The following is a 20,475-nucleotide window of genomic DNA, read 5'->3' as shown; positions in this document are numbered from 1 at the left end:
AGGGGCTCTGAGCGGCACGCACTGCAGGATCAGGTTTTCCAAATCCTGCGTTCGACTTCCCAATCCCCAATCCCCAATCCCGACTCCCGACTTCCCAACCCCAGCGCTCACGCGCTCAGCAACGGGCAATCCACCGGCAAATGCATCCGCAGCCGCGCCGGGACGCAGTCGATATGGAAATGCAGCGAGGTTTCCGGTTCGCCATCCAGGTTCAGCGTGAGCGGTTGATGCGAGACGATTTCCAGCCATGGCAGCCGCGCGCGGACGGCGACGCGTTCCAACGCCGCCTGCTTGCCGCTGGTGACCAGGGTCCCGAGCGTGGCGGCCACCTCGCCATTGAGCGCGGGCACGATGGTGACGTCGAGCAGGCCATCGTCGATCACCGCTTCCGGGCACAGCGCCTGGCCGCCGCCGGCCTGGCGGCCGTTGCCCAGACCGAGTGCGATGAACTCGCCTTCCCAGCTGAAATCCGGACCTGAAAAGCGGGCACCGATTGGGTCGATCCGGCCCAGCCGCGACATGCCGGTGATCAGGTAGGCCAGGCCACCGAGCATTTTTTTGAGGCCGTCGTCGGTTTCCACGGTGACCTGGGTGCCGAAGCCGCCGCTGGCGACATTCGCGCACCAGTGCGGGCCGTGCGGGGTGTCCAGGCGCAGCAGATCGATCGCTTGGGCGGGGCGCTCGGCAATCAGGCTCAGCGCGTCGAGCGGCTCGATCGGGATGTCGGCGGCCGTGGCGAAATCATTGGCGGTACCCAACGGGACCAAGCCCAGCGATGGCAGGCTGGCGGCATCGCCGTCGTGGTGCGCGAGCGCGGCGGCCACCTCGCTCAAGGTGCCATCGCCGCCAGCCGCCACCACCGTGTGCACGCCATCGGCGACCGCTTCGGCGACATAGCGCTCGGCGTCGCCCTCTTCCCAGGTAACGCGTACCTCAAGCTGGACGCCGCGTTTGCGCAACTCCCCCACCGCCTCACGCAGGTCCAGATTATCGGTGGACTTGCCGTTGAGGATCAGACGCCAGTGGGACGGGGCCATGCGCGCTGCCGATGCTGTGAGAGTGGTGCACGCAGGCTAGCAGCGCGCCAATGGGTGGATCGTGAATACGTAATGCCACCGGGCTGTCATTGGCATGTCATCGATGACCCGGAGAGTAGAAGTCCATAGCAGGGACGACGGGCGGAGGCAGGATCAGCCTCCAATTTTCTTGAAGGCCGCTCCGGGTGGAGCGGCCTTCCTTTTGTGTGCGATGCCGGGCCTGGAGCGGCCAAGCAATACGACTGCGCTCAGCGTCAGGCGGAGTTGGCATTGCGCGGAACGGCACCGACCACGCGCACATTCCGGCTCTGAGTGCACCGTCAACATCCAGCTGTCGACTGCTCGCGACAATCTGTCAGCCGCTCTTAACCGCCTGCGGCAAATGCGGCCAGGCGCTCGCCATCGAGCCGGTACACCGTCCAGCCGTCCATCGGGCGGGCGCCGACGGCTTGGTAGAAGTCGATTGCCGGTTGATTCCAGTCCAGCACCGACCATTCAAAGCGCCCGCAGCCGCGCTGCATCGCCAGCTGCGCCAGATGCCGCAGCAGCGCCAGACCGGCGCCCTTGCCGCGCGCTTCCGGGCGCACGAACAGGTCTTCCAGATACAGGCCGTTGCGGCCCAGCCAGGTCGAGTAATTGAAAAAATACACCGCAAATCCCAGTGCCTGGCCATCGTGCTCGCAGATCAGCGCATGTGCGGTGGCGCCCTCGGCGAACAGGCTGGCACGCAGATCGTCGGGGCTGGCCTTGACCGCATCGGGCTCGCGCTCGTAGACCGCCAGTGCGGTGATCAACGCATGCAGCAGCGGTACGTCATCGGGCGTGGCGCTGCGGATCTGCAGCGTGGTCGCACTCATCGCACCGCATCCACCGCTGCGCGCATCTGCGCGATCACATCGGCATAGTCGGGCGCATTGAAGATCGCCGAGCCGGCCACGAAGGTATCGGCGCCGGCGGCGGCAATCGCGCCGATATTGTCGGCCTTGACCCCGCCATCGATTTCCAGGCGGATCGGCTTGCCCAGCGCGTCGATCTTGCTGCGGATGGCACGCAGTTTATCCAGTGCCGACGGAATGAATGCCTGCCCGCCGAAGCCGGGGTTGACCGACATCACCAGCACCAAGTCCAGCTCCGGCAGCACCCAATCGAGAATATCCACCGGGGTGGCCGGATTGAGCACCAGCCCGGCCTGGCAGCCGTGCGATTTGATCAGCTGGATGGTGCGGTGCACGTGGCGGCTGGCTTCGGGATGGAAGCTGATGGTGGTGGCGCCGGCCTCGGCGAAGTCCGGCACGATGCGGTCCACCGGCTCGACCATCAGGTGCACGTCGATCGGCGCGGTGATGCCGTGCTTGCGCAGCGCCTGGCACACCATCGGGCCGATGGTCAGATTGGGCACGTAATGGTTGTCCATCACGTCGAAGTGCACCCAGTCGGCGCCAGCCTTGAGGACGTTGTTCACTTCTTCGCCAAGACGGGCGAAATCGGCGGACAGGATGGACGGGGCGATCGCCGTCGATTGCATGGGCAGCTCGTAGGAAGACGGAAACCCCATTGTCGCAACCCCTGCCCAACGAGGAAAGGCGTGCATCCGTGGCGGGCCCAGCTGCGTATGCACTTGACCGGCGCAATGCGCCCGATTTGAGGAGACTCCATGAAAACCACCCCGCTCGCCTCCGCCGCCATCGTGTTGCTGGCCCTCGCTCCGTCCGCCTGGGCGCAAACCGGCCCGGCCGACTGGTCCGGCTTCTCCATTGGCGCCAATGTGGGCGGTGCCGATCCTGCCGGCGTGTCCGGCGGCCGTTTCGGCTTCGATACCAACCTGGATGGCCGCGACGGCGACCAGGTCAGCACCGCCACCGGCGCCGATGCGTTCTCGCCGGGCTTCTGCGGCGGCGCGGCGGCCGGGCGCACGCCGGCCAGCGGCTGCAGCAAGGACAAGGGCGGCGCCGAATACGGTGCGCGGCTGGGCTACGACTGGCAGGCCGGCAACTGGGTCTATGGCGTGGTGGCCGAATACACCCGCAACGACATCCGCGACAGCGTCAGCGCCTTCAGCACCACGCCTGCGCTGTACACCTTCACCCGCCAGCTCAACCGCACCGCCGCGCTGCGCGGCCGGATCGGCTATGCATTCGGCGCGCAGGGCGATTACCTGGCGTATTTCACCGCCGGCGTGGCGCGCGGCGAGTTCGACCACAGCTTTGCCAGCAGCAACACCGCCAACAGCTTCACCGGCAGCGGCGGCGACAGCGCCGATGGCTACCAGGCTGGCGTGGGCCTGCAGCGTCGTTTGAGCGACCATGTCTCGGTGGGTGTGGAATATCTGTTCACCCGCCTGCAGGACGAAGACACCCGCGTGCGCGTCGGTCCAGGCACCGCGCCTGCCACCAACCCGTTCCTGCGGGTCAATCCGGCCGGTACCGACCTGCGTCGCACCGACACCGACTTTTCGACCAATGCAGTGCGGCTGACGGCGACGTATCGCTTCTGATACAGGGCTGACGGCAGCGCCACCTGGGCTCGGCCTGGGTGGCGCTGTTTCTGTTTGGGATGGGCAGCGGCCCTGCTTGCTACGACCTGTTGAACGCGCAATGCGTTCACCTCTGCCACTCAGCGCTTGCGCAGCCGCTGGATCCGGTCGTACGCGGCGTTGATCTGACTGGCTTTTTTCTCTGCCTGGCGGCGCGCCTCCGGCTCTGCGTTGATCACCTTGTCCGGGTGATAGCGCGACATCAGCCGGCGATAAGCCAGATCGATCTCGGCCGTGGTCGCGTCCGGCTCCAGTCCCAGGGCTTCGTACGGGTTTTCCGCGCGCCGCTTGAACCAGCCGGCATCCACCGCGTGCCCGATGGCCAGGCCGATCATCAGCCCCACGAATGGCGCGCCGCGGAACAGCAAGGCGCCGGCCAATGCGCCGAGCAATTTTCCGTACCAAGACATGAGCAATCGGGGGTGGCAAGGCGGGCTGGCGATCTTACCCGAACGCCCGCCTGGCCTGGCTGACGGGCCGTCCACAACCGGTGCACGGCAGCCGCCAATAAATCCAGCGGGGCGCGCCGAAGCGCCGTACACTACGCGGCCCGCTGCCCACCCGCGGGCCCGCCGGGTCCCGGGGACAGCGTCATAGCGACGTCCTTAGGAGTGCCTGTGTCGACCACGCTGTTGCAATCCGATCTGCCCGGCCTGCCGTTGCGTCATCGTGGCAAGGTCCGCGATGTCTTCGATATTCCCCGCGACCGCCTGCCCGCCAACGCGCCGCCCGGCGACTATCTGTTGATGGTGGCCACCGACCGCCTGTCCGCGTTCGATGTGGTGTTGCCGGACCCGATTCCCGGCAAGGGCGAGATGCTGTGCCAGGTCTCCAATTTTTGGTTCCACAAGACCGAACACCTGATGCCCAACCACCTGGTCAACATCGCGGTGGAGCAGGTGCTGCCCGAGGGCGTGGACCCGGCGCTGTACGCCAAACGTGCGGTGGTCACGCGCAAGCTCAAGCCGGTGCCGGTGGAAGCGATCGCCCGCGGCTATCTGATCGGTAGCGGCTGGAAGGATTATCAGCGCACCGGCAAGGTCAGCGGCATCGAATTGCCCGACGGCCTGCGCCAGGCCGAGAAACTGCCCGAACCGATCTTTACCCCGTCGACCAAGGCCGCCGTGGGCGACCATGACGAAAACATCGACTTCGATGCGATGGTCAAGACCGTCGGCGCCGAACTGGCCGAACGCGTGCGCGATGCCACCTTGCGCATCTACCGCTTCGCCGCGGATTTTGCCGCCGAACGCGGCATTTTGCTGGCCGACACCAAGTTCGAATTCGGCACCGACGCCGATGGCCGCCTGTACATCATGGACGAGATGCTGACCCCGGATTCGTCGCGCTACTGGCCGGCCGATCAGTACGAAGTGGGCACCAGCCCGCCAAGCTACGACAAGCAGTTTGTGCGCGATTATCTGGAGACGCTGGACTGGGGCAAGACCGCACCGGGCCCAAGCCTGCCGGCCGACGTCATCGACCGCACACGCGCCAAATACGCCGAAGCGCTGCAGCGGCTGGCCAATATTTCGGTTGATTGATGAGTTGAAGCCCCGAGTGCGGGGCTTTAGTTTTTGCGGTCGCCGGTCATCGCTGTCGGCACTGGAGATGCCGGTAACGCATCGATCGATAATGCGCGCATGAAACAGGGCAATGCGCGCATTTGATGATGTGCGAGACTTCTCCCAGCGAACTGTTTCAGCAGTTTTCACACCCAGCAGCCAGGTTTTGACGATGTCGCGCTCTTCAACTAATCGCCTCACGCCATTATCTCGAGTCATGCTGCCTGCGCTGTTGTTCGCAGCGATGGCATGCAGCGCTGGCGAGCCGATTGCTACGCAGGCCGCAGCACGCGCCTTTCCTGCAGCACCTGCAGCGGTTACTGCTGTCGGTCAGCCATTCGCAGCGGTGATCAAGGCCAGTGGCGTGACGTGTGCCAATCCACTCTCCGGCACAGGCTGCACGGCAGGCAATATCGATGCAGGCGATTTTTACGATGTGGAGCTGCTACCGGAGTGCGGTGACACAGGATTCTTCGCAGGCGTCGCGCGTGCAACGGGCGCAGACATACTTGATACCGTGCCAGCCACGGGCAGCACTGCAACCACCACTGCTCGCCTGGCACAAAGTCAACTCGTCTGCGTGCAAGGCATCGCCCGCACCGGGCAGAATCCGCGCTATTACTACGTGATCGTAATCCCGGCGAGCAGTGTCGCTGCGTGCAAGAACGCGACGCTGTGTGAAACGTATGGCGACAGGCCGATCAAACGTTTGAAGCCAACGGGCGGCGCGGCCTGTCGGCCCGCTGCGCAGGGCCGCTATGTCGGCGACTGTGCACAGGGCTGGGTCAATGCAGATGCGCTGGACGTTTTTTCGAACGGGATTTAGGGCGGTTTATAAAACTTAGCGACTAGTCGTCAGGCGGGTGTGGACGCCGCGCTCAAAACCGGAATGTACGCGTGGTACACGCTGCACTGAGCACCGGCCACGCTCGCCTGGCGACAAGCACAGGAGTTTTGTCAGCCGCTCTAAGTTACGTTCGGCATATCCGGGATGCTGGGAGGAGTGCAATGCGCATGTGCGCCGACAGATGGTCCCGATGACGCATTGGTTCGATCAGCGGAGCCAGCGTGCCGTATCGGAACGGCCGCATCCCTCGAAACCACGGCTGCGCGCGCGGCCGCGCAGCCTCTTCACTAGCGCCGACGCTCCGACTGCAGGATCTTCACACACTACAACCGGGCCGCCGATAGACTCCCGTCGCGCGCATGCTGCCCCGACACGATCAGGAGGATCCCATTGGCTAGTTACCGTACTACCCTGACCGCCCTGGTATTGAGCTTGGCGCTTGCGGCCTGCTCCGCACAGGCGCCACCGGCAGCCTCAGGCTCGCCGACAGCCGCCACGCCCGCGACCACCGTCGCAGCCACCGCGCCGGCACCGGCAGCGAGTTGCCCGGATACCGACTTCTCCGCGTTCTTGAAGCGCTTCAGTGCAGAGATCTCTGTGCAGGAGAAGGCTACCGCCGATCCACTCACCATGGTCCAGCTAGACCCGGAGGCGCAGCCCGAGCCGGCACCGGTGACGCGCGAGGTCCCACTCGCAAAGGTCGAGTGGCCGGTCATCCCCAACCTGGACGCTGTCCGCAACGGCGGCCGCGAAGTCGCCGTCTCCGAGGACGCTGGCGGTCGCCAGGTACTGGTCCGCACACGGAACACCGGCGACCAGCAGGTCTACCATTTCGCTCAGCGTCCGTGCTGGACGTTGGTCAAGGTGGACGACCAGTCGCTGTAACTCGGCAGCCGGTAGAGCCCACGCGGCGGACGTTACAGACGGACGCGTTGATGCAGCTTTCGACGCTACGTAAGCCGCCGGCAGGCGTTCCGATGGATTGGGCACAGGGGCGAGATACTTTGATGAGACCTCCAAGGAGGCCAACCAATGCGACGTGACATGTTTCTGTTACCTGTGCTCGCTGCGACGCTGTGCTTGTCCGCCTGCGGCGACAAACCGATGTCCGCAACGAGTGCCCCAAGCGCGCCGGCGGCGGCGGCGCCCACTCCCCAACCTGCTGTTTCAGCGGAAGCGGTCCGACCAGGACAAAACGACATGATCAAGGAATGCCGCGGCATGCGTCTGCAATTGACCGCACTGCCTTCACAAGACGCAACTTCCACCAAGACGCGGGTGGACATGGAGCGCGAGGGCCAACGCCAGACCTTGCCGGCACCTGCCGAGATGGCGGAGTACACGCCCGTCGGGATTGGCTGTGCGGAAGATGGCAAGGGGATCGCCTATGCTGTCGTCCAGTATGGCGAGCTGCCCTATGGTTGCGAATTCTGCGAGTGGTTCTTCCTCTACGACGCCACAGGGAAACTGCTCAATCACGCGACCCCGCCGCTTCTCGAGCAGGACGGCCAGCAGAGCCCGAACAACGACGACTACGAACACATGCTTGAACAGCTGGGGTTGAAGCACCCCGAGCTATTGCCGTTCCAGTCTTGACTGGAACAAGAGATGCGCATGCACCGTCACGGATTTGGTGCATGGCGAATGAAGTACGCAGTACGCAGTACATGGAGCAACACCCCCGACACGGAAGAATCTGTCTCATAGAAAGGAACGCACATCATGACCGACGATACGATCTACACCGACATGGTCCAGCCCCGCGGCGCTGGATACAGCAGCGACAGAATCAAAGCCTGGAGCCATTATCGCGAGCCCATCGACAGCACCGATGGCCGGCTGCACGGCGAGTCCCGGCGCTGGGGCGATGCCAGTCCACAGACCCAATCCAGAGTGATCGACAGCCTGATCGATTCCTCGCGGGATGCCGGGCTTTCCGCGCGCGAGACCGCTTACGTTCTTGCCATCGCCCGCGTTGAATCAGGCTTCAATCCCGATGCCGCTGCGGGCACGACGTCTGCCTCGGGCCTGGGTCAGTTCATTGACCGCACTGGCGCGCATTACGGGGTCAACGCGTCCAACCGCTTCGACGTGCAAACGCAGTCGCAGGCGTTGGTGCAACATTTTGTCGATAACCGCGACCTTGCGCGCAGCCGCGGCCAGGGTGAGGATTACATCTACAAATATCACCACGATGGCCCTAGCAAGGATTATGGTGGCCTTGCGCTGTCGCGGCGCGAGATTGCCCCTCATTTGGACAACTACACCCAGTTTGTCGAACAGCGTCTTGCCCAGACGCAGGGCAATACCGTGGACCGGCCGGCACCGGCACCAGCGATGCACCAGGCCGAACCCAGCCATGGCGCTCGCAGCAATTTTCAGCAAACGATGGAACGCATGCTGCCTGGTCAAGGCCGTACCGATCCGCATATCACTGGTCATTATGGAGAGCACCGCGGTAGCCACGGGCCGCACGGCGGGACCGACTTCAACTACCAGGGTGGCCAAACAGGCCGCAATTTGCAGCATCCGACCGTGCATGCGCCGATCTCCGGGACCGTCACCTTCGCAGGCGGCAACTACGGCACCGTCAAGATTCGCGATGCACAGGGTAACTCGCACGAGATCCTGCACCTGGACGCACTCAAGGTAAAAGAAGGTCAGACGCTGTCCGCGGGCGATGCCATCGGCACGATGGGTGGACGCGGCCCTGACGGTAAGAGCCAGTACGCGCAGCATGTGCATTACCAACTGCGCGATGCCAACGGCAAGCTGACCAGTCCTGAGACGTTCTGGAATCAGGGCCATCAGCAGGAGTCCGGCGCTCGCCAATCCCAGCCAGCCACACCGGCCGGCAATGGCACGCTGCGTCACGGCGAGCAGAGCGGCGATGTCGGCAAGCTACAGCAGGACCTCAACCGCCTCGGTGTACGCGATGCGCAGGGCAATCGGCTTGCCGAGGATGGGCGCTTTGGCGAAAACACGCGCGAGGCGGTGATGGCGTTCCAGAAGCAGCATGGGCTGCAGCAGGACGGTGTCGTCGGTCGCGATACGCGGACGGCGTTGTCGGCGCCTGCGGCGCAGATTGCGGCCAAAGCGGCCGACGCCACGGTTGCGGCGCCGAAGGGTCCGTCGCTCAACGATGCATCGCATCCGGACCATGCGTTGCACAACGCGATTCGCACCAAGCTGCCAAGCATGATCTCCAACGAGACCGCGGCCAACATCACCTTGCAGGCCAAGCAGAACGGCATCGACAGCGCAGACAAACTGCAAAGCGTGACGGTGCAGGACGGCAAGGCGTTCGTGATGGGGACCACGCCTGGCTTCCGTGCGGCGGTGGATCTGAACCAGCCTGCCCCGCCGTTGGAGCAGACCAGCGCACAGTTGCTGGCTGACCAGTCGCAGCAGCAACAGGCGCATGAAGAGCAGCAAAAGGTCGCCATCGGCGGCCGCTGAGTTCGCAGCGCACAGAAAAGCCGGCCGGCCTGTATGGCCGGCTTTTTTGTATCTGCCTTTTCCCTGCACAGCGGTTTATGCACTCGGGTAGAAGTGAGATCGCACGCCTTTGACTGCTGACTTCATGCAGCCGCGTCATTCACCGTGATCGTCTGCCGCACGACCCGCATGTCGGCGCATCAATCCACGCAATCTGCTGAGTACGATAGAGAGATTGCGCGGACGCAAGGCTGTGGGAGCTCTGCGCGCAATGGGACAGGCACATCTCTGCGATGCGGTCCGCAGCGCAAAGTGGCCGGGCGCACAGAACGCGATACATCCGTAATTTTTACTACTGTCCAGTTCGGGACTGTGCAAGCGTAGCTGCCGGCACCCGAGGTGCCATCGGCGACCGGCTGTCGGGGGGTGCCGCCGGTCTTTGCATTGCACGTTTTCTGGAGAGAGTCGTCATGCAATTCCATGTACTGGGCGCGGCAATCTGCTGCGCGCTATCGTTTTCTGCTGTCGCTACGGCTGCTGATTTATCCACCACTGCGGCGGTATCGCGTGCGCAGTCGCTGCTGGGGAACAACGCCGCAGCGCTGGCCAATCGTGCGCCGGCCGATACCTTTATCGCACGCGACAGCATCGTCGATGCCGATGGCACCGAGCATGTGCGCTTCGATCGTACCTATCAGGGCTTGCCGGTCATCGGCGGCGATGTGGTGGTGCATTCGCGGCGCGGGGTGATGCGGCAGTTGAGTCAAACCATGGACACCAACCTACGTCCCAGCCTGCTGCCGGGCATCGATACAGCCACCGCATTGCGCGTCGCTGGCGCGCAGTTCGATGTGCCGCAGGCTGCCGCGCCACGCGCCAGCCTTGCGCTGTACGCGCGCCAAGGCGCACCGCGTTTGGTGTATGAGGTGATCTATAGCGGTATCAAACCCGATCAGACGCCGACCGAAATGCATTACATCGTCGATGCGGCCGATCAACGCATCCTCGAATCCTGGGACACGGTGCATACCGCATGCGCAGGCGGCACCAGCGCGGCCGGCACCGGGCGCTCGCTGTATGCGGGCAGCGTGGCGCTGTCGACCACGCGATGCAGCAGCGGATATGAGCTGACCGATCTGAGCCGCGGTGGCGGCGCCACTTACAACCTGCGCAATGCCACCTCCGGCAACGGCACCTTGATCACCGATGCCGACAACACCTGGGGCAACGGCGCCACCAGCGATGCAGTGACGGTGGCTGCCGACGCGCACTTCGGCGTGGCGCTGACCTGGGATTACTTCAAGAACACCCACGCACGCACCGGGATCGCCAACGACGGCAAAGGCGCGCGCAGCCGCGTGCATTATGGAAGCCGCTACAACAATGCATTCTGGTCGGACGACTGCTTCTGCATGACTTTCGGCGATGGCGACGGCAGCAGCCTGACGCCGCTGGTGTCGGTGGATGTGGCAGGCCACGAGATGACACACGGCGTGACCAGCCGCTCGGCACGGCTGGTGTATTCCGGCGAATCGGGCGGATTGAACGAGGCCACCTCCGACATCATGGGCAGCATGGTGGAGTACTACGCCAACAATCCGGCCGAGCCGGGGAATTACCTGATCGGCGAAAAAATCATCCCCGGCAACAGCAGCGGGACGCTGGCGTTGCGCTACATGTTCAAGCCGAGCCTGGATGGCGATTCGCCGGACTGCTACCGCAGCGGCATCGGCTCGCTCAACGTGCATTACAGCTCCGGTGTGGCCAACCACTTCTACTACTTGTTGGCCGAAGGGGCGGTAGTGCCGAGTGGTTTCGGTGCGGGCACCAGCTACAACGTGACCCCGGCCGGGCTGGTCTGCAACGGCAATACCGCATTGACGGCGATCGGCCGGGCCGCGGCCAGCCGTATCTGGTATCGCGCACTCACCGTCTACATGACGTCCTCCACCAATTACGCGGCAGCCCGTCGGGCGACGTTGAGCGCGGCCACCGATCTGTATGGCGGCACCTCCACGCAGTACCGCGCGGTTGCAGCCGCCTGGAGTGCGGTGTCGGTCAACTGATGCTGGCCGGGCCTCCCCACGCCATTGGGGCGTGGTGGGGCCCGGTTGCCGGCAGAGCGCCACTGCGGCCGTTCGCACGCGTATGCTTGGAGTCATTCCTGGGAGGGAACATGACCGAACGCACCGCGACCGCGCGACCGATCGAACGCTATTTCGCCAGCTATTCCGATGATCACCGCAACGACACCAATCAACTGATCCATGTGGTGGCCGTGCCGGCAATCCTGTGGTCGGTGGTGGGGCTGCTGTGGTGCATTCCGGTGGGCGGCACCTGGTTCAGCAGCGGCGTGTGGGCGGCGTTGTCGATGTTTGCAGCGTGGTCGTACTACAACCGGCTGTCGCGCCCGCTCGGGCTGGGCATGCTGGGCATCTTCTTTTTCTTCGGCTGCCTGTGCCGGTTGATCGAAGGCCGGATCGGGCTGACTGGATTGTTCGCCACCGCGCTATCGGTGTTCGTGCTGGCGTGGATTGCGCAATTTGTCGGCCACAAGATCGAAGGCCGCAAGCCGAGCTTTTTGACCGATCTGACCTATCTGCTGATCGGGCCGATCTGGGTGCTGGCCAAGGTGTATCGGCAGTTGGGTTGGCGCTACTGAGTCCGGCGCAGGCCCGATAGATGCAAGGCCACGCAGCTGTCATCCCGTTTAAAGCGGCTAATAAAACGACTGGGCTCATCGCCAGGCGGCCGCGGCCGGTGCTCGATGCAGCATGTGCCACGCGCACCTTCCGGTTCTGAGTGCGCCGTCCGCACCCACCTGACGACTGTTCGCTACGTTTATTAGCCGCTTTTAGTCGCGCGTGAGCACTGCGGCTGTCGGCGCGTCGAACCCGCGATGCGCTGCTCAACACCGCGACCGGACGCGCGCAATCGCTTACTCGCCAATACCGAGTTCTTCCGGCAGCGGGCGGAACGCGCGCGGGGCATAGCCGAAATCGCGACGTGCCGGCTCCAGGTCGAACACCAGATCGTCGCGCATGCGTTGCAGCGCCGCCGCGTTCATGCCACGCAGGCGGCCCAGGCGTTGCGCTGCAGTCAGCGCCAACCCGAACAGGCTTGGTGGCACCTGATAGAGCCGCGCCGGCCGTGGCAGCGCCTCCAGCACCCGTTCCACCATCTGCGTGTAGGCCAGCACTTCGCCGCCGCCCACCGCGTAGCTGCGTTGCTGGGTCGCCGCTTGTCCGATCACCGCCAGCGCCGCGCTTGCCAGATCGTCCACATGCACTGGCTGACGCAAACCGGTGGCATTGGCGGGCAGCACGAAGGCGCCGGTGCGCTGCGCCAGGCCGGCAATCTGGGTGAGCGTCTTGTCGCGTCCGGCACCGTAGACCAGGGTCGGGCGCAGTACGGTGGCGGTGGCGCCGCGCGCCATGGCCGCAGAAAACAGCGCCTGTTCGGCATGCGCCAGCCGTTGCGCCACGTCGCGCTCGGCCGCATCGATCGAATGCTCCTTGACCTCCACGCTGGTCGAACCGAACGCCACGATGCGCGGCGCGGCGACCGGGTTTTCGGCATACCAGCGGGCGAAGTGGTCCAGCGGTCCGCAGCTGAAGATCACCTCGAACGCCTCGCCCGCGGCGGCCGGCACGGCCAGATCGCCTTGCCGCCAGATCAACCCGGAGCGCGCCGCGCGCGGCTGCCGCGACCATGCCGTTACCTGCCAGCCGCGGCTCAACAGCCGGGTCAACAGGCGCTCGCCAATCTGCCCGCTGCCGCCGAACACCAGGGCGCGCGGCGGAGACACAGCGGTGGACGGAGCGGGATGGGCAGCGGTCACAGGAAAACTACGCGGTGATGAATGACAGCAGCATACCGAGTCCCTCACGCCGATGCGCCTGCCGTTTGGCGGGGAAACCTTCGCATGCAAGGCACCGGCGTTGACACGGGCGTCAGTCAACGTTTTGTTAAACTCTCTGGCCTGCTCGCGAATCTTGTGTTCCCTGCATGCCTTTTCCGTTGGAAATTCTGCTGGCGCTGCCCTTTGTGATGGCCGCCGCCGCTGCGCTGTTCGCGCGCGCGCCACGTTCGCTCACTGCGTGGTTAGCCGCGGCCGCGCCGTTGGCCGGCCTGCTGGTGCTTGCCAGCTTGACCCCGGCAGTGCTGCGCGGCGAGGTGATCCGTAGCGAGCATGCGTGGTTGCCGCAGATCGGGTTGATGTTCTCGCTGCGGCTCGATGGGCTGGCCTGGATGTTCGCGCTGCTGGTGCTGGGCATCGGCGCGCTGGTGGTGATGTATGCGCACTACTACCTGAGCGCACGCGATAGCGCGTCGCGTTTCTTCGCCTATCTGTTGCTGTTCATGGGCGCGATGCTCGGCATGGTGCTGTCGGGCAATCTGCTGCTGCTGATGGTGTTCTGGGAACTCACCAGCATCAGTTCGTTCCTGCTGATCGGGTTCTGGTCGCACCGCAAGGATGCGCGCGACGGCGCGCGCATGGCATTCGTGCTGACCGCCGGCGGTGGGCTCGCACTGCTGGGCGGTGTGCTGATGCTCGGCCGCATCGTCGGCAGTTTTCAGCTCGATGCGGTGCTGGCCGCAGGCGACGTGATCCGCGCCAGCCCACTGTATCCGTATGCATTGGGATTGGTACTGCTGGGCATCTTTACCAAGAGCGCGCAGTTTCCGTTCCACTTCTGGTTGCCGCATGCGATGGCCGCGCCCACCCCGGTGTCGGCGTATCTGCATTCGGCCACGATGGTGAAGGCCGGTGTGTTTTTGCTGGCGCGCCTGCATCCTGCGCTGGCCGGCACCGATCTGTTTTTTTACACCGTCACCAGCATCGGCGCGATCACGCTCTTGCTGGGTGCGTGGTATGCGATTTTCCAGCACGACCTCAAAGGCGTGCTGGCGTACTCCACCATCTCGCATCTTGGTCTGATCACGATGCTGTTCGGCCTGTCGACACCGATGGCGGTGGTGGCGGGCGTGTTCCACATCCTCAACCACGCCGTGTTCAAGGCGTCGTTGTTCATGGCCGCGGGCATCATCGACCATGAAACCGGTACGCGCGACATGCGCAGGTTGGGCAATCTGCGCCGCTTGATGCCCTTCACCAGTGCGTTGGCGATCATCGCATCGCTGGCGATGGCCGGCATTCCGCTGCTCAACGGCTTCCTGTCCAAGGAAATGTTCTTTGCGGTGGCACTGGACACGCAAGCGCCGCAGCTGATGCGCATACTGGCGAGTATCGCGGCGTTGCTGGCCGGCCTGCTCGGCGTGGCCTACAGCCTGCGGTTCGTGCACGACACGTTCTTCGGCGACGGCCCACGCGCGCTGGAGACCACGCCGCACGAGCCGCCGCGCTGGATGAAGATCCCGGTGGAAGTGCTGGTGCTCATCTGCCTGGCGGTCGGCATCGTGCCGGCGTGGACGGTGGCGCCGGTGCTGCGCGCCGGTGCCAGCGCGATTCTTGGCGACCGATTGCCCGATTACAGCCTGGCGCTGTGGCATGGCTTCAACTGGCCGCTGGCCATGAGCATCGCTGGCATGATCGGCGGCACGCTGCTGTACATGGCGATCCGCCGCATGCTGGATCTGTATGCGGTGCAGAACCGCTCGCCAGGCAAGGCGGTGTTCCACTGGAACCTGCGTGCGCTGTTTGCCGCCACCGCCCGCATGACCGATGCGGTCACCAACGGCAATCTGCAGCGCATGCTGATGTTGCTGGTACTGAGCGCGGTAGTGGTGGCGCTGGTGCCGTTCCTGCAGGGCGGCACACTGCCGGCATGGCCGGCGCCCACGCCGATGCCGTTGCTGGGGTGGACGGTGTGGCTGCTGTTGATCGCCTGTGCGCTGGGCAGCCTGTTCCTGTACAAGCAGCGCCTGCTGGCGGTGCTGGTGCTGGGCGGGACCGGGCTGGCGGTCAGCCTGACTTTCGTCTTCCTGTCCGCGCCGGATCTGGCACTGACGCAGTTGCTGGTGGAGATGGTGACGCTGGTGCTGATGCTGCTGGCGATGAACTACCTGCCCGAACGCTCGCTGCCCGAGCGCGCGCGGCTGCGCAAGATTCGCGATGTCTGCATCGCGATCGTGGGCGGCGCCGGTCTGGCCGCGTTGTCGTACACCTTGATGACGCAATCCAGCCACACGGTTGCCGGCGAACTGCTGCAACGCGCACTCCCCGAGGCGTATGGCCGCAACGTAGTCAACGTGATCCTGGTGGATTTCCGCGGTTTCGACACCTTTGGTGAGATCACCGTGTTCGCGATTGCCGGGTTGGTGGTGCATGCGCTGTTGCGACGCTCGCGCATGGCACCGGAACGCAACATGCCGGGGCCGGCGATCCGCTTGCCGGTGCCGGCGGATCTGGCGCAGATCATGTTCCCGCTGACCTTGACGGTGTCGCTGTTCCTGTTCCTGCGCGGGCACAACGCACCCGGCGGCGGCTTTATCGCCGGGTTGGTGCTGGCGGTGCCGTTGCTGATGCAGTACGTGATCCAGGGCGCCGCATCGGTGGAGTCGCGCTTCGGCTTCGACTACATCCGGCTGATCGGCATCGGCTTGTTGTGCGCATTGCTAAGCGGTACCGGTTCGCTGCTCTTCGGCTTGCCGTTCTTGAGCAGCGGGCACGTCAACATCCCCCTGCCGCTGTTGGGCGAGCTGGAACTTGCCAGCGCGCTGGGCTTCGATATCGGTGTGTATCTGGTGGTGTTCGGTGCGGCGATGTTGATGCTGTCGATGATGGGCACGATCAAACCGTCGCGTACGCGCAGTTCGCAGCGCGGCGAGATCGACCCCACGCAACGTTCGACACGCACCGCGGAGCAGCATTGATGGAATTGGCAATGGCAAGCGCGATCGGCGTCCTCACCGCATTGGCGATCTATCTGCTGCTGCGCGCGCGCAGCTTCGATGTGATCCTGGGGATGACCTTCCTGTCGTATGCGACCAATCTGCTGATCTTCGCCGGTGGGCGGCTGCGCAGCGGCCAGCCGCCGGTCTTGCGCGACGGCGTGCCGGTGGACCTGCAGCACTACACCGACCCGTTGCCGCAAGCGTTGGTGCTGACCGCGATCGTGATCGCGTTTGCGATGACGGCGGTGAGCCTGGTGCTGGCGATCCGTAGCCGCAGCGATAACGGCAGCGACCATGTGGATGCGCATGAAGATGCCGCCACCGGCATGGACACGCGGCAGGCGCGGCGATGAATCATCTGCTGATCCTGCCGATCCTGATTCCGATGCTGGGTGCATCCGCATCGCTGTTCGTCGAGCACCGCCGCTATGGGCCGCGGGTGCAGCGCAGCGTGGCATGGGTGAGCATGGTTTTGCTGGCGGCTGCGGTGATCGCGTTGTTTGCACGTGCCGCCGATGGCGGCGTGCTGGTCTATCTGCTCGGCGACTGGCCGGCGCGGCTCGGCATCGTGCTGATGGGCGACCGGCTGTCTGCCTGGATGCTGTTGACGACATTGATCCTGGCCTCGGCCTGCCTGCTGCATGCCTGCGCCGGCTGGGACCGGCGCGCGCCGCACTTCCATGCCTTGTTCCAGTTCCAGCTGATGGGCTTGAACGGCGCGTTTTTGACCGGCGACATCTTCAATCTGTTCGTGTTCTTCGAAGTGATGCTGATCGCGTCCTATGGGCTGCTGCTCAGTGGTGGGCGCGGCCTGCAGATGCGTGTCGGTCTGCACTACGTGGTGTTCAACGTGTGTGCGTCGACGCTGTTTCTGATTGCGCTGGGCTTGGTGTTTGGCGTGTTCGGCACGCTCAACATGGCCGAACTGGCGCAGCGCATTGCCGACCTGCCGGCGCAGGATGTGCCGCTGGCCAAGGCCGCACTGGGATTGTTGCTGCTGGTGTTCTGCAGCAAGGCCGCCTTGTTGCCGCTGTACCTGTGGCTGCCGGAAACCTACTCGCGCGCGCCGGCCGCGGTAGCCGCGTTGTTCGCAATCATGACCAAGGTCGGGCTGTACGCAACGCTGCGCGTGTCGTCGCTGTGGTTCGGCGCCGGTGCCGGCGCGCTGCATGGCTTTGGCCGGCATGCGCTGCTGTGGCTGGGCATTGCCACGCTGCTGATGGCCGCCTTCGGGGTGATGGCTGCATCGCGACTGCGGGTAATGGTGTCGTATCTGGTGGTGTTTTCGGCAGCGACCTTGTTCATCGCCTTCTCGCTCGACGATGCCGGCGCACTGGGCGCGGGCCTGTATTACCTGCCGCACAGCAGCTTTGTGGCCGCGGCCTTGTTCATGGTGTCGGACCTGATCCGCCGCCGCCGCGGCACTGCCAGCGACCGCAAGGAAGTGGTGGCGCCGCTGCCGGGGCGGGCGATTCCCGGCACGATGTTCCTGATCGCCGCGATTGCGGTGGCCGGCCTGCCGCCGTTGTCCGGATTTCTCGCCAAGGCCGCCTTGTTGCAGCATGTGCCCGAAGGCCTGGTCGGGCCGGTCTGGGGCGCGGTTCTCGGCAGCAGCCTGCTGGTGGTGATCGGTTTGACCCGGGCTGGCGTGCGGCTGTTCTGGCGCGTGCCGGAAGCAGTGGAAGACACGCCCGCGCTGCAACCGCAGCGCCGCGGCCGCATGCGGCCGGTGGAGACCGCCGCCACGGTCTTGCTGCTGACCGGGCTGGTGGCGATGACGGTCGGTGCCGCGCCGCTGATGCGCTACACCGATGCCGCCGCCGCGCAGCTGCACGACCCCGGCGCCTATGTGGATCAGGTGCGCGCCACCACGCCGCAACGGAGGCAGCCATGAACGCGCGCGTCTCGTGGCGACACCGCGTCTTTCCATCGGCGCCATTGAGCGTGACGGTCTTCGTGTTCTGGCTGCTGCTCAGCGACAGCTTCGGGCCGCAGCAGTGGGTGCTGGGCGCGCTGCTGGGCGTGGTGGTGCCGATCTTCGCCGCAAGGCTGGACCGCGAATTCGCCCGCATCGGCTCGTTGCGCTCGGTACCGCGCATGTTGCTGGTGGTGGCCGCCGACATCGTGCGTTCCAACATCAAGGTGGCCATCCAGGTGCTGGGCCCGGAATCGCGCATCCATCCCGGGTTTATCTGGGTGCCGCTGGATATCGCCAATATCCATGGCATTGCCGCGTTGACCAGCATGATCACGCTCACGCCGGGCACGGTGTCGGCGGCGTTGTCGGACGACCGCAAATATCTGCTGGTGCACGTGCTGCATCTGGACGACCCGGACGCGTTGATCGCCGAGATCAAGACCCGCTACGAAAAGCCTCTGATGGAGATCTTTCCATGACCGGTCACATGTTCATCGAATCGACCATCGTCATCTGCATGCACACGGTGGGCCTGGCCATCCTGATGGCGCTATGGCGGCTGCTACGTGGGCCGACGGTGCCCGACCGCATTCTGGCGCTGGACACGCTATCCATCACCGCCATCGCCGAACTGATGCTGCTGGGCATGTATCTGGATTCGCCGATCTATTTCGAAGCGGCGCTGGTGATTGCGATGCTGGGCTTCGGCAGCACCGTGGTGCTGAGCAAGTACGTGCTGCGCCGGGATATCGTCGAATGATCGCACTCACCGAGTATCTGCTGAGCGCGCTGCTGCTGGTCGGCACCTTCTTCATCCTGATCGGCGCATTCGGGCTGGTCAAACTGTCGGACTTCTTCAAGCGACTGCATGCCCCGACCAAGGCCAGCACGCTGGGCGTGGGCTGCGTGCTGCTTGGCTCGGTGGGCTATCACCTGTTCCTGGGCGTGGACCCGCAACCGCGCGAGCTGCTGATCACCGTGTTTTTGTTCATCACCGCGCCGATCAGCGCGCACATGATGGCCAAGGCCGCGTTGTCGTTGATGATGGAAGACCGCCCGGAAGTACCCAATCACGGCGACCTGGAAAAAGAAGGCCTGCCAACGCCGGCCACCGAAGGCGATGTCGGCGAGAACGCAGAGACCGCCAAGCAGCATGAGCGGCCAGCGTCGGAGCGCTGATCTCGCCCGGCACCGGTAACGCGGGTGCGCGACGTGGCTTGGTTACACGCCGCGCATTGCCACAGTGACGCTGCTGCGGGCGCGACGGATGCCACGTGACTTCAGGGGTCGCGATGCGGCGTCTGTGCGGATTGCAGAAAACCGTAAGCCGACGTCTGTGTTGCTAGCACTCCGGTAGACCTCGATCACTGTCCGTTGCATCGTGCATCCGCCATGCCCGTCGGCGGCTGAGTCAGCAAAGCACGGCTGGTCCATTCGCCGTATCGCTACAGCGACGCTGACGCCGGCAGCGCCAGCGTGATCCATCCACCTCGCGCTGCTGCGTATGCAGCGATAGGCCACACTGACATGCGACGTGACGCGGAGCTCAGCCGCAGCCTTCCACATAATCGACTTGCGGCGCCTGCCCTACCCGCCAGCTGCTGACCGTGCCGCCGGCATCGGTCTCGAAGACCAGCGCAGACTGCGTCGCGGCATCGGCATGGCGCAGCGTCTGCGCACCGGGCAGGTATTTGTGCGGCTGTGCGTCCAAGCCATCGGGATACAGCGCGCGCAGCTGCGCCACCGTCATGCCGACCTTGCCGCCGCCGGGCGCGATTTCCTTCGGCTCGTTGGTCTGGTAACGCACCAGGTGATCGCCTTCGAACATGAAACCGAATCGACGCGCGTCATCGGCCCACTGCGGGCGTAGGAAGTAACACCCGCCATCGCTGGCGGCATCGCCGCGCAATTCGCCACCCCAGGCCGCGCGCGCCTGCGCAGCGTCCATGCCTAACCGCAGGTCGCCATAGCCATCCAGCCGTGCAAGCGTGGTGGGTTCCTGGCGCAGATGCGGCGGAAACGTGCCAGGCGGGGCGGTTGCCGGCGGCACCGCGTCTGCGGGCTGATCGTTGGCAGACGCGACCGCTGCATGCGCGGTATCGGCCGGCGCTTGCGCAGCCGGCGCATCGTCGCCGCGATGACAGCCAGCCACCATCAGCACCATACCTATCCAACCAAGCAGTCTGCGTGTCATCGATGCGCTCCGTTATGCGTTGGCCCAGCCTACACAGCCGACATCGCGGCGATGTGCAGGGCACGGCAACCTGCCGTCGCGGTGA

General features: G+C 64.7%; 20 protein-coding genes and 2 other RNA genes. 15 read left to right on the top strand and 7 right to left on the bottom strand.

Annotated features, from left to right (window positions below; translation table 11 throughout):
- Positions 1–107: 107 nt before the first annotated feature.
- The 3 genes from yegS to rpe form a co-directional block, all read right to left on the bottom strand.
- Positions 108–1,037, bottom strand: a complete 930-nt coding sequence (gene yegS, locus ACZZ0O_RS08325; protein WP_463590508.1) for a lipid kinase YegS — start codon at positions 1,035–1,037, stop codon at positions 108–110.
- Between the two features lie 365 nt (positions 1,038–1,402).
- Positions 1,403–1,894, bottom strand: a complete 492-nt coding sequence (locus tag ACZZ0O_RS08320) for an N-acetyltransferase family protein (RefSeq protein WP_463590507.1) — start codon at positions 1,892–1,894, stop codon at positions 1,403–1,405.
- On the bottom strand, positions 1,891–2,562 hold the full coding sequence (rpe, locus tag ACZZ0O_RS08315) for a ribulose-phosphate 3-epimerase (RefSeq protein WP_104614356.1): 672 nt from the start codon (positions 2,560–2,562) through the stop codon (positions 1,891–1,893). The genes ACZZ0O_RS08320 and rpe overlap by 4 nt, the downstream gene beginning before the upstream one ends.
- A gap of 129 nt (positions 2,563–2,691) precedes the next feature.
- On the opposite strand from rpe, the gene ACZZ0O_RS08310 reads away from it, so the two are divergent.
- Complete coding sequence (locus ACZZ0O_RS08310) at positions 2,692–3,531, top strand: outer membrane protein (protein WP_323514485.1); 840 nt, start codon at positions 2,692–2,694, stop codon at positions 3,529–3,531.
- Positions 3,532–3,650: 119 nt separating this feature from the next.
- Here ACZZ0O_RS08310 and ACZZ0O_RS08305 read toward each other — a convergent pair whose 3' ends face one another.
- Positions 3,651–3,980 (bottom strand): J domain-containing protein, encoded by a 330-nt coding sequence (locus ACZZ0O_RS08305; RefSeq protein ID WP_055853254.1) that lies wholly within the window; start codon positions 3,978–3,980, stop codon positions 3,651–3,653.
- Positions 3,981–4,187: 207 nt separating this feature from the next.
- On the opposite strand from ACZZ0O_RS08305, the gene ACZZ0O_RS08300 reads away from it, so the two are divergent.
- Positions 4,188–5,114, top strand: a complete 927-nt coding sequence (locus tag ACZZ0O_RS08300) for a phosphoribosylaminoimidazolesuccinocarboxamide synthase (RefSeq protein WP_055853256.1) — start codon at positions 4,188–4,190, stop codon at positions 5,112–5,114.
- A gap of 112 nt (positions 5,115–5,226) precedes the next feature.
- On the top strand, positions 5,227–5,961 hold the full coding sequence (locus ACZZ0O_RS08295) for a hypothetical protein (protein ID WP_463590506.1): 735 nt from the start codon (positions 5,227–5,229) through the stop codon (positions 5,959–5,961).
- Positions 5,962–5,964: 3 nt separating this feature from the next.
- On the opposite strand, the gene ACZZ0O_RS08290 is transcribed toward ACZZ0O_RS08295, so the two are convergent.
- Positions 5,965–6,041, bottom strand: a non-coding RNA gene (locus ACZZ0O_RS08290) — sX9 sRNA.
- A 331-nt stretch (positions 6,042–6,372) separates the two neighbouring features.
- On the opposite strand from ACZZ0O_RS08290, the gene ACZZ0O_RS08285 reads away from it, so the two are divergent.
- From ACZZ0O_RS08285 to ACZZ0O_RS08260, 6 genes are all read left to right on the top strand, one after another.
- On the top strand, positions 6,373–6,867 hold the full coding sequence (locus ACZZ0O_RS08285; protein WP_463590505.1) for a hypothetical protein: 495 nt from the start codon (positions 6,373–6,375) through the stop codon (positions 6,865–6,867).
- Between the two features lie 315 nt (positions 6,868–7,182).
- Positions 7,183–7,578: a hypothetical protein gene (locus ACZZ0O_RS08280; RefSeq protein ID WP_463590504.1), complete on the top strand. Its 396-nt coding sequence runs from the start codon at positions 7,183–7,185 to the stop codon at positions 7,576–7,578.
- A 126-nt stretch (positions 7,579–7,704) separates the two neighbouring features.
- A complete protein-coding gene (locus tag ACZZ0O_RS08275; RefSeq protein WP_463590503.1) occupies positions 7,705–9,441 on the top strand; it encodes a peptidoglycan-binding protein in 1,737 nt (578 codons plus the stop codon).
- 449 nt (positions 9,442–9,890) lie between these two features.
- Positions 9,891–11,486, top strand: coding sequence for a M4 family metallopeptidase (locus tag ACZZ0O_RS08270; RefSeq protein WP_115558803.1), 1,596 nt, complete (start codon positions 9,891–9,893; stop codon positions 11,484–11,486).
- A 110-nt stretch (positions 11,487–11,596) separates the two neighbouring features.
- Complete coding sequence (locus tag ACZZ0O_RS08265; protein ID WP_115512754.1) at positions 11,597–12,082, top strand: Mpo1 family 2-hydroxy fatty acid dioxygenase; 486 nt, start codon at positions 11,597–11,599, stop codon at positions 12,080–12,082.
- 112 nt (positions 12,083–12,194) lie between these two features.
- Positions 12,195–12,270: non-coding RNA, sX9 sRNA (locus ACZZ0O_RS08260), on the top strand.
- Between the two features lie 88 nt (positions 12,271–12,358).
- On the opposite strand, the gene ACZZ0O_RS08255 is transcribed toward ACZZ0O_RS08260, so the two are convergent.
- Positions 12,359–13,261, bottom strand: a complete 903-nt coding sequence (locus tag ACZZ0O_RS08255) for an NAD-dependent epimerase/dehydratase family protein (protein WP_463590502.1) — start codon at positions 13,259–13,261, stop codon at positions 12,359–12,361.
- A 167-nt stretch (positions 13,262–13,428) separates the two neighbouring features.
- Here ACZZ0O_RS08255 and ACZZ0O_RS08250 point away from each other — a divergent pair, with 167 nt between their 5' ends.
- The 6 genes from ACZZ0O_RS08250 to ACZZ0O_RS08225 are packed head-to-tail and all read left to right on the top strand — an operon-like array spanning position 13,429 to position 19,375.
- Positions 13,429–16,257 (top strand): monovalent cation/H+ antiporter subunit A, encoded by a 2,829-nt coding sequence (locus ACZZ0O_RS08250; RefSeq protein WP_463590501.1) that lies wholly within the window; start codon positions 13,429–13,431, stop codon positions 16,255–16,257.
- A complete protein-coding gene (locus tag ACZZ0O_RS08245) occupies positions 16,257–16,631 on the top strand; it encodes a Na+/H+ antiporter subunit C (RefSeq protein WP_055853268.1) in 375 nt (124 codons plus the stop codon). The genes ACZZ0O_RS08250 and ACZZ0O_RS08245 overlap by 1 nt, the downstream gene beginning before the upstream one ends.
- Positions 16,628–18,172, top strand: a complete 1,545-nt coding sequence (locus tag ACZZ0O_RS08240) for a monovalent cation/H+ antiporter subunit D (protein WP_463590500.1) — start codon at positions 16,628–16,630, stop codon at positions 18,170–18,172. Before ACZZ0O_RS08245 ends, ACZZ0O_RS08240 begins: the two co-directional genes overlap by 4 nt.
- The gene (locus ACZZ0O_RS08235) at positions 18,169–18,675 is read left to right on the top strand and encodes a Na+/H+ antiporter subunit E (RefSeq protein ID WP_115512758.1); all 507 of its coding nucleotides are present in this window, start codon (positions 18,169–18,171) and stop codon (positions 18,673–18,675) included. Before ACZZ0O_RS08240 ends, ACZZ0O_RS08235 begins: the two co-directional genes overlap by 4 nt.
- Positions 18,672–18,956 carry a K+/H+ antiporter subunit F gene (locus ACZZ0O_RS08230; protein ID WP_055853273.1) on the top strand — a complete coding sequence of 95 codons (285 nt, stop codon included), beginning with the start codon at positions 18,672–18,674 and terminating at the stop codon, positions 18,954–18,956. Before ACZZ0O_RS08235 ends, ACZZ0O_RS08230 begins: the two co-directional genes overlap by 4 nt.
- On the top strand, positions 18,953–19,375 hold the full coding sequence (locus ACZZ0O_RS08225) for a Na+/H+ antiporter subunit G (RefSeq protein ID WP_463590499.1): 423 nt from the start codon (positions 18,953–18,955) through the stop codon (positions 19,373–19,375). Before ACZZ0O_RS08230 ends, ACZZ0O_RS08225 begins: the two co-directional genes overlap by 4 nt.
- A 367-nt stretch (positions 19,376–19,742) precedes the next feature.
- Here the strand turns inward: ACZZ0O_RS08225 and ACZZ0O_RS08220 are convergent, their stop codons facing one another.
- Positions 19,743–20,390, bottom strand: coding sequence for a lectin (locus tag ACZZ0O_RS08220; protein WP_463590498.1), 648 nt, complete (start codon positions 20,388–20,390; stop codon positions 19,743–19,745).
- Positions 20,391–20,475: the final 85 nt, after the last annotated feature.

Source organism: Xanthomonas sp. AC360 (genome assembly GCF_979258225.1).
The sequence above is the reverse complement of the archived record's forward strand: the minus strand, read 5'-3'. Positions and strand labels throughout refer to the sequence as shown.

Excerpts from the sequence above, each read along its gene's own strand:
- yegS (WP_463590508.1), bottom strand. The coding sequence starts at position 1,037 with ATGGCCCCGTCCCACTGGCGTCTGATCCTCAACGGCAAGTCCACCGAT.
- ACZZ0O_RS08320 (WP_463590507.1), bottom strand. The coding sequence starts at position 1,894 with ATGAGTGCGACCACGCTGCAGATCCGCAGCGCCACGCCCGATGACGTA.
- rpe (WP_104614356.1), bottom strand. The coding sequence starts at position 2,562 with ATGCAATCGACGGCGATCGCCCCGTCCATCCTGTCCGCCGATTTCGCC.
- ACZZ0O_RS08310 (WP_323514485.1), top strand. The coding sequence starts at position 2,692 with ATGAAAACCACCCCGCTCGCCTCCGCCGCCATCGTGTTGCTGGCCCTC.
- ACZZ0O_RS08305 (WP_055853254.1), bottom strand. The coding sequence starts at position 3,980 with ATGTCTTGGTACGGAAAATTGCTCGGCGCATTGGCCGGCGCCTTGCTG.
- ACZZ0O_RS08295 (WP_463590506.1), top strand. The coding sequence starts at position 5,227 with ATGCGCGCATTTGATGATGTGCGAGACTTCTCCCAGCGAACTGTTTCA.
- ACZZ0O_RS08280 (WP_463590504.1), top strand. The coding sequence starts at position 7,183 with ATGATCAAGGAATGCCGCGGCATGCGTCTGCAATTGACCGCACTGCCT.
- ACZZ0O_RS08275 (WP_463590503.1), top strand. The coding sequence starts at position 7,705 with ATGACCGACGATACGATCTACACCGACATGGTCCAGCCCCGCGGCGCT.
- ACZZ0O_RS08270 (WP_115558803.1), top strand. The coding sequence starts at position 9,891 with ATGCAATTCCATGTACTGGGCGCGGCAATCTGCTGCGCGCTATCGTTT.
- ACZZ0O_RS08265 (WP_115512754.1), top strand. The coding sequence starts at position 11,597 with ATGACCGAACGCACCGCGACCGCGCGACCGATCGAACGCTATTTCGCC.
- ACZZ0O_RS08250 (WP_463590501.1), top strand. The coding sequence starts at position 13,429 with ATGCCTTTTCCGTTGGAAATTCTGCTGGCGCTGCCCTTTGTGATGGCC.
- ACZZ0O_RS08245 (WP_055853268.1), top strand. The coding sequence starts at position 16,257 with ATGGAATTGGCAATGGCAAGCGCGATCGGCGTCCTCACCGCATTGGCG.
- ACZZ0O_RS08240 (WP_463590500.1), top strand. The coding sequence starts at position 16,628 with ATGAATCATCTGCTGATCCTGCCGATCCTGATTCCGATGCTGGGTGCA.
- ACZZ0O_RS08235 (WP_115512758.1), top strand. The coding sequence starts at position 18,169 with ATGAACGCGCGCGTCTCGTGGCGACACCGCGTCTTTCCATCGGCGCCA.
- ACZZ0O_RS08230 (WP_055853273.1), top strand. The coding sequence starts at position 18,672 with ATGACCGGTCACATGTTCATCGAATCGACCATCGTCATCTGCATGCAC.
- ACZZ0O_RS08225 (WP_463590499.1), top strand. The coding sequence starts at position 18,953 with ATGATCGCACTCACCGAGTATCTGCTGAGCGCGCTGCTGCTGGTCGGC.
- ACZZ0O_RS08220 (WP_463590498.1), bottom strand. The coding sequence starts at position 20,390 with ATGACACGCAGACTGCTTGGTTGGATAGGTATGGTGCTGATGGTGGCT.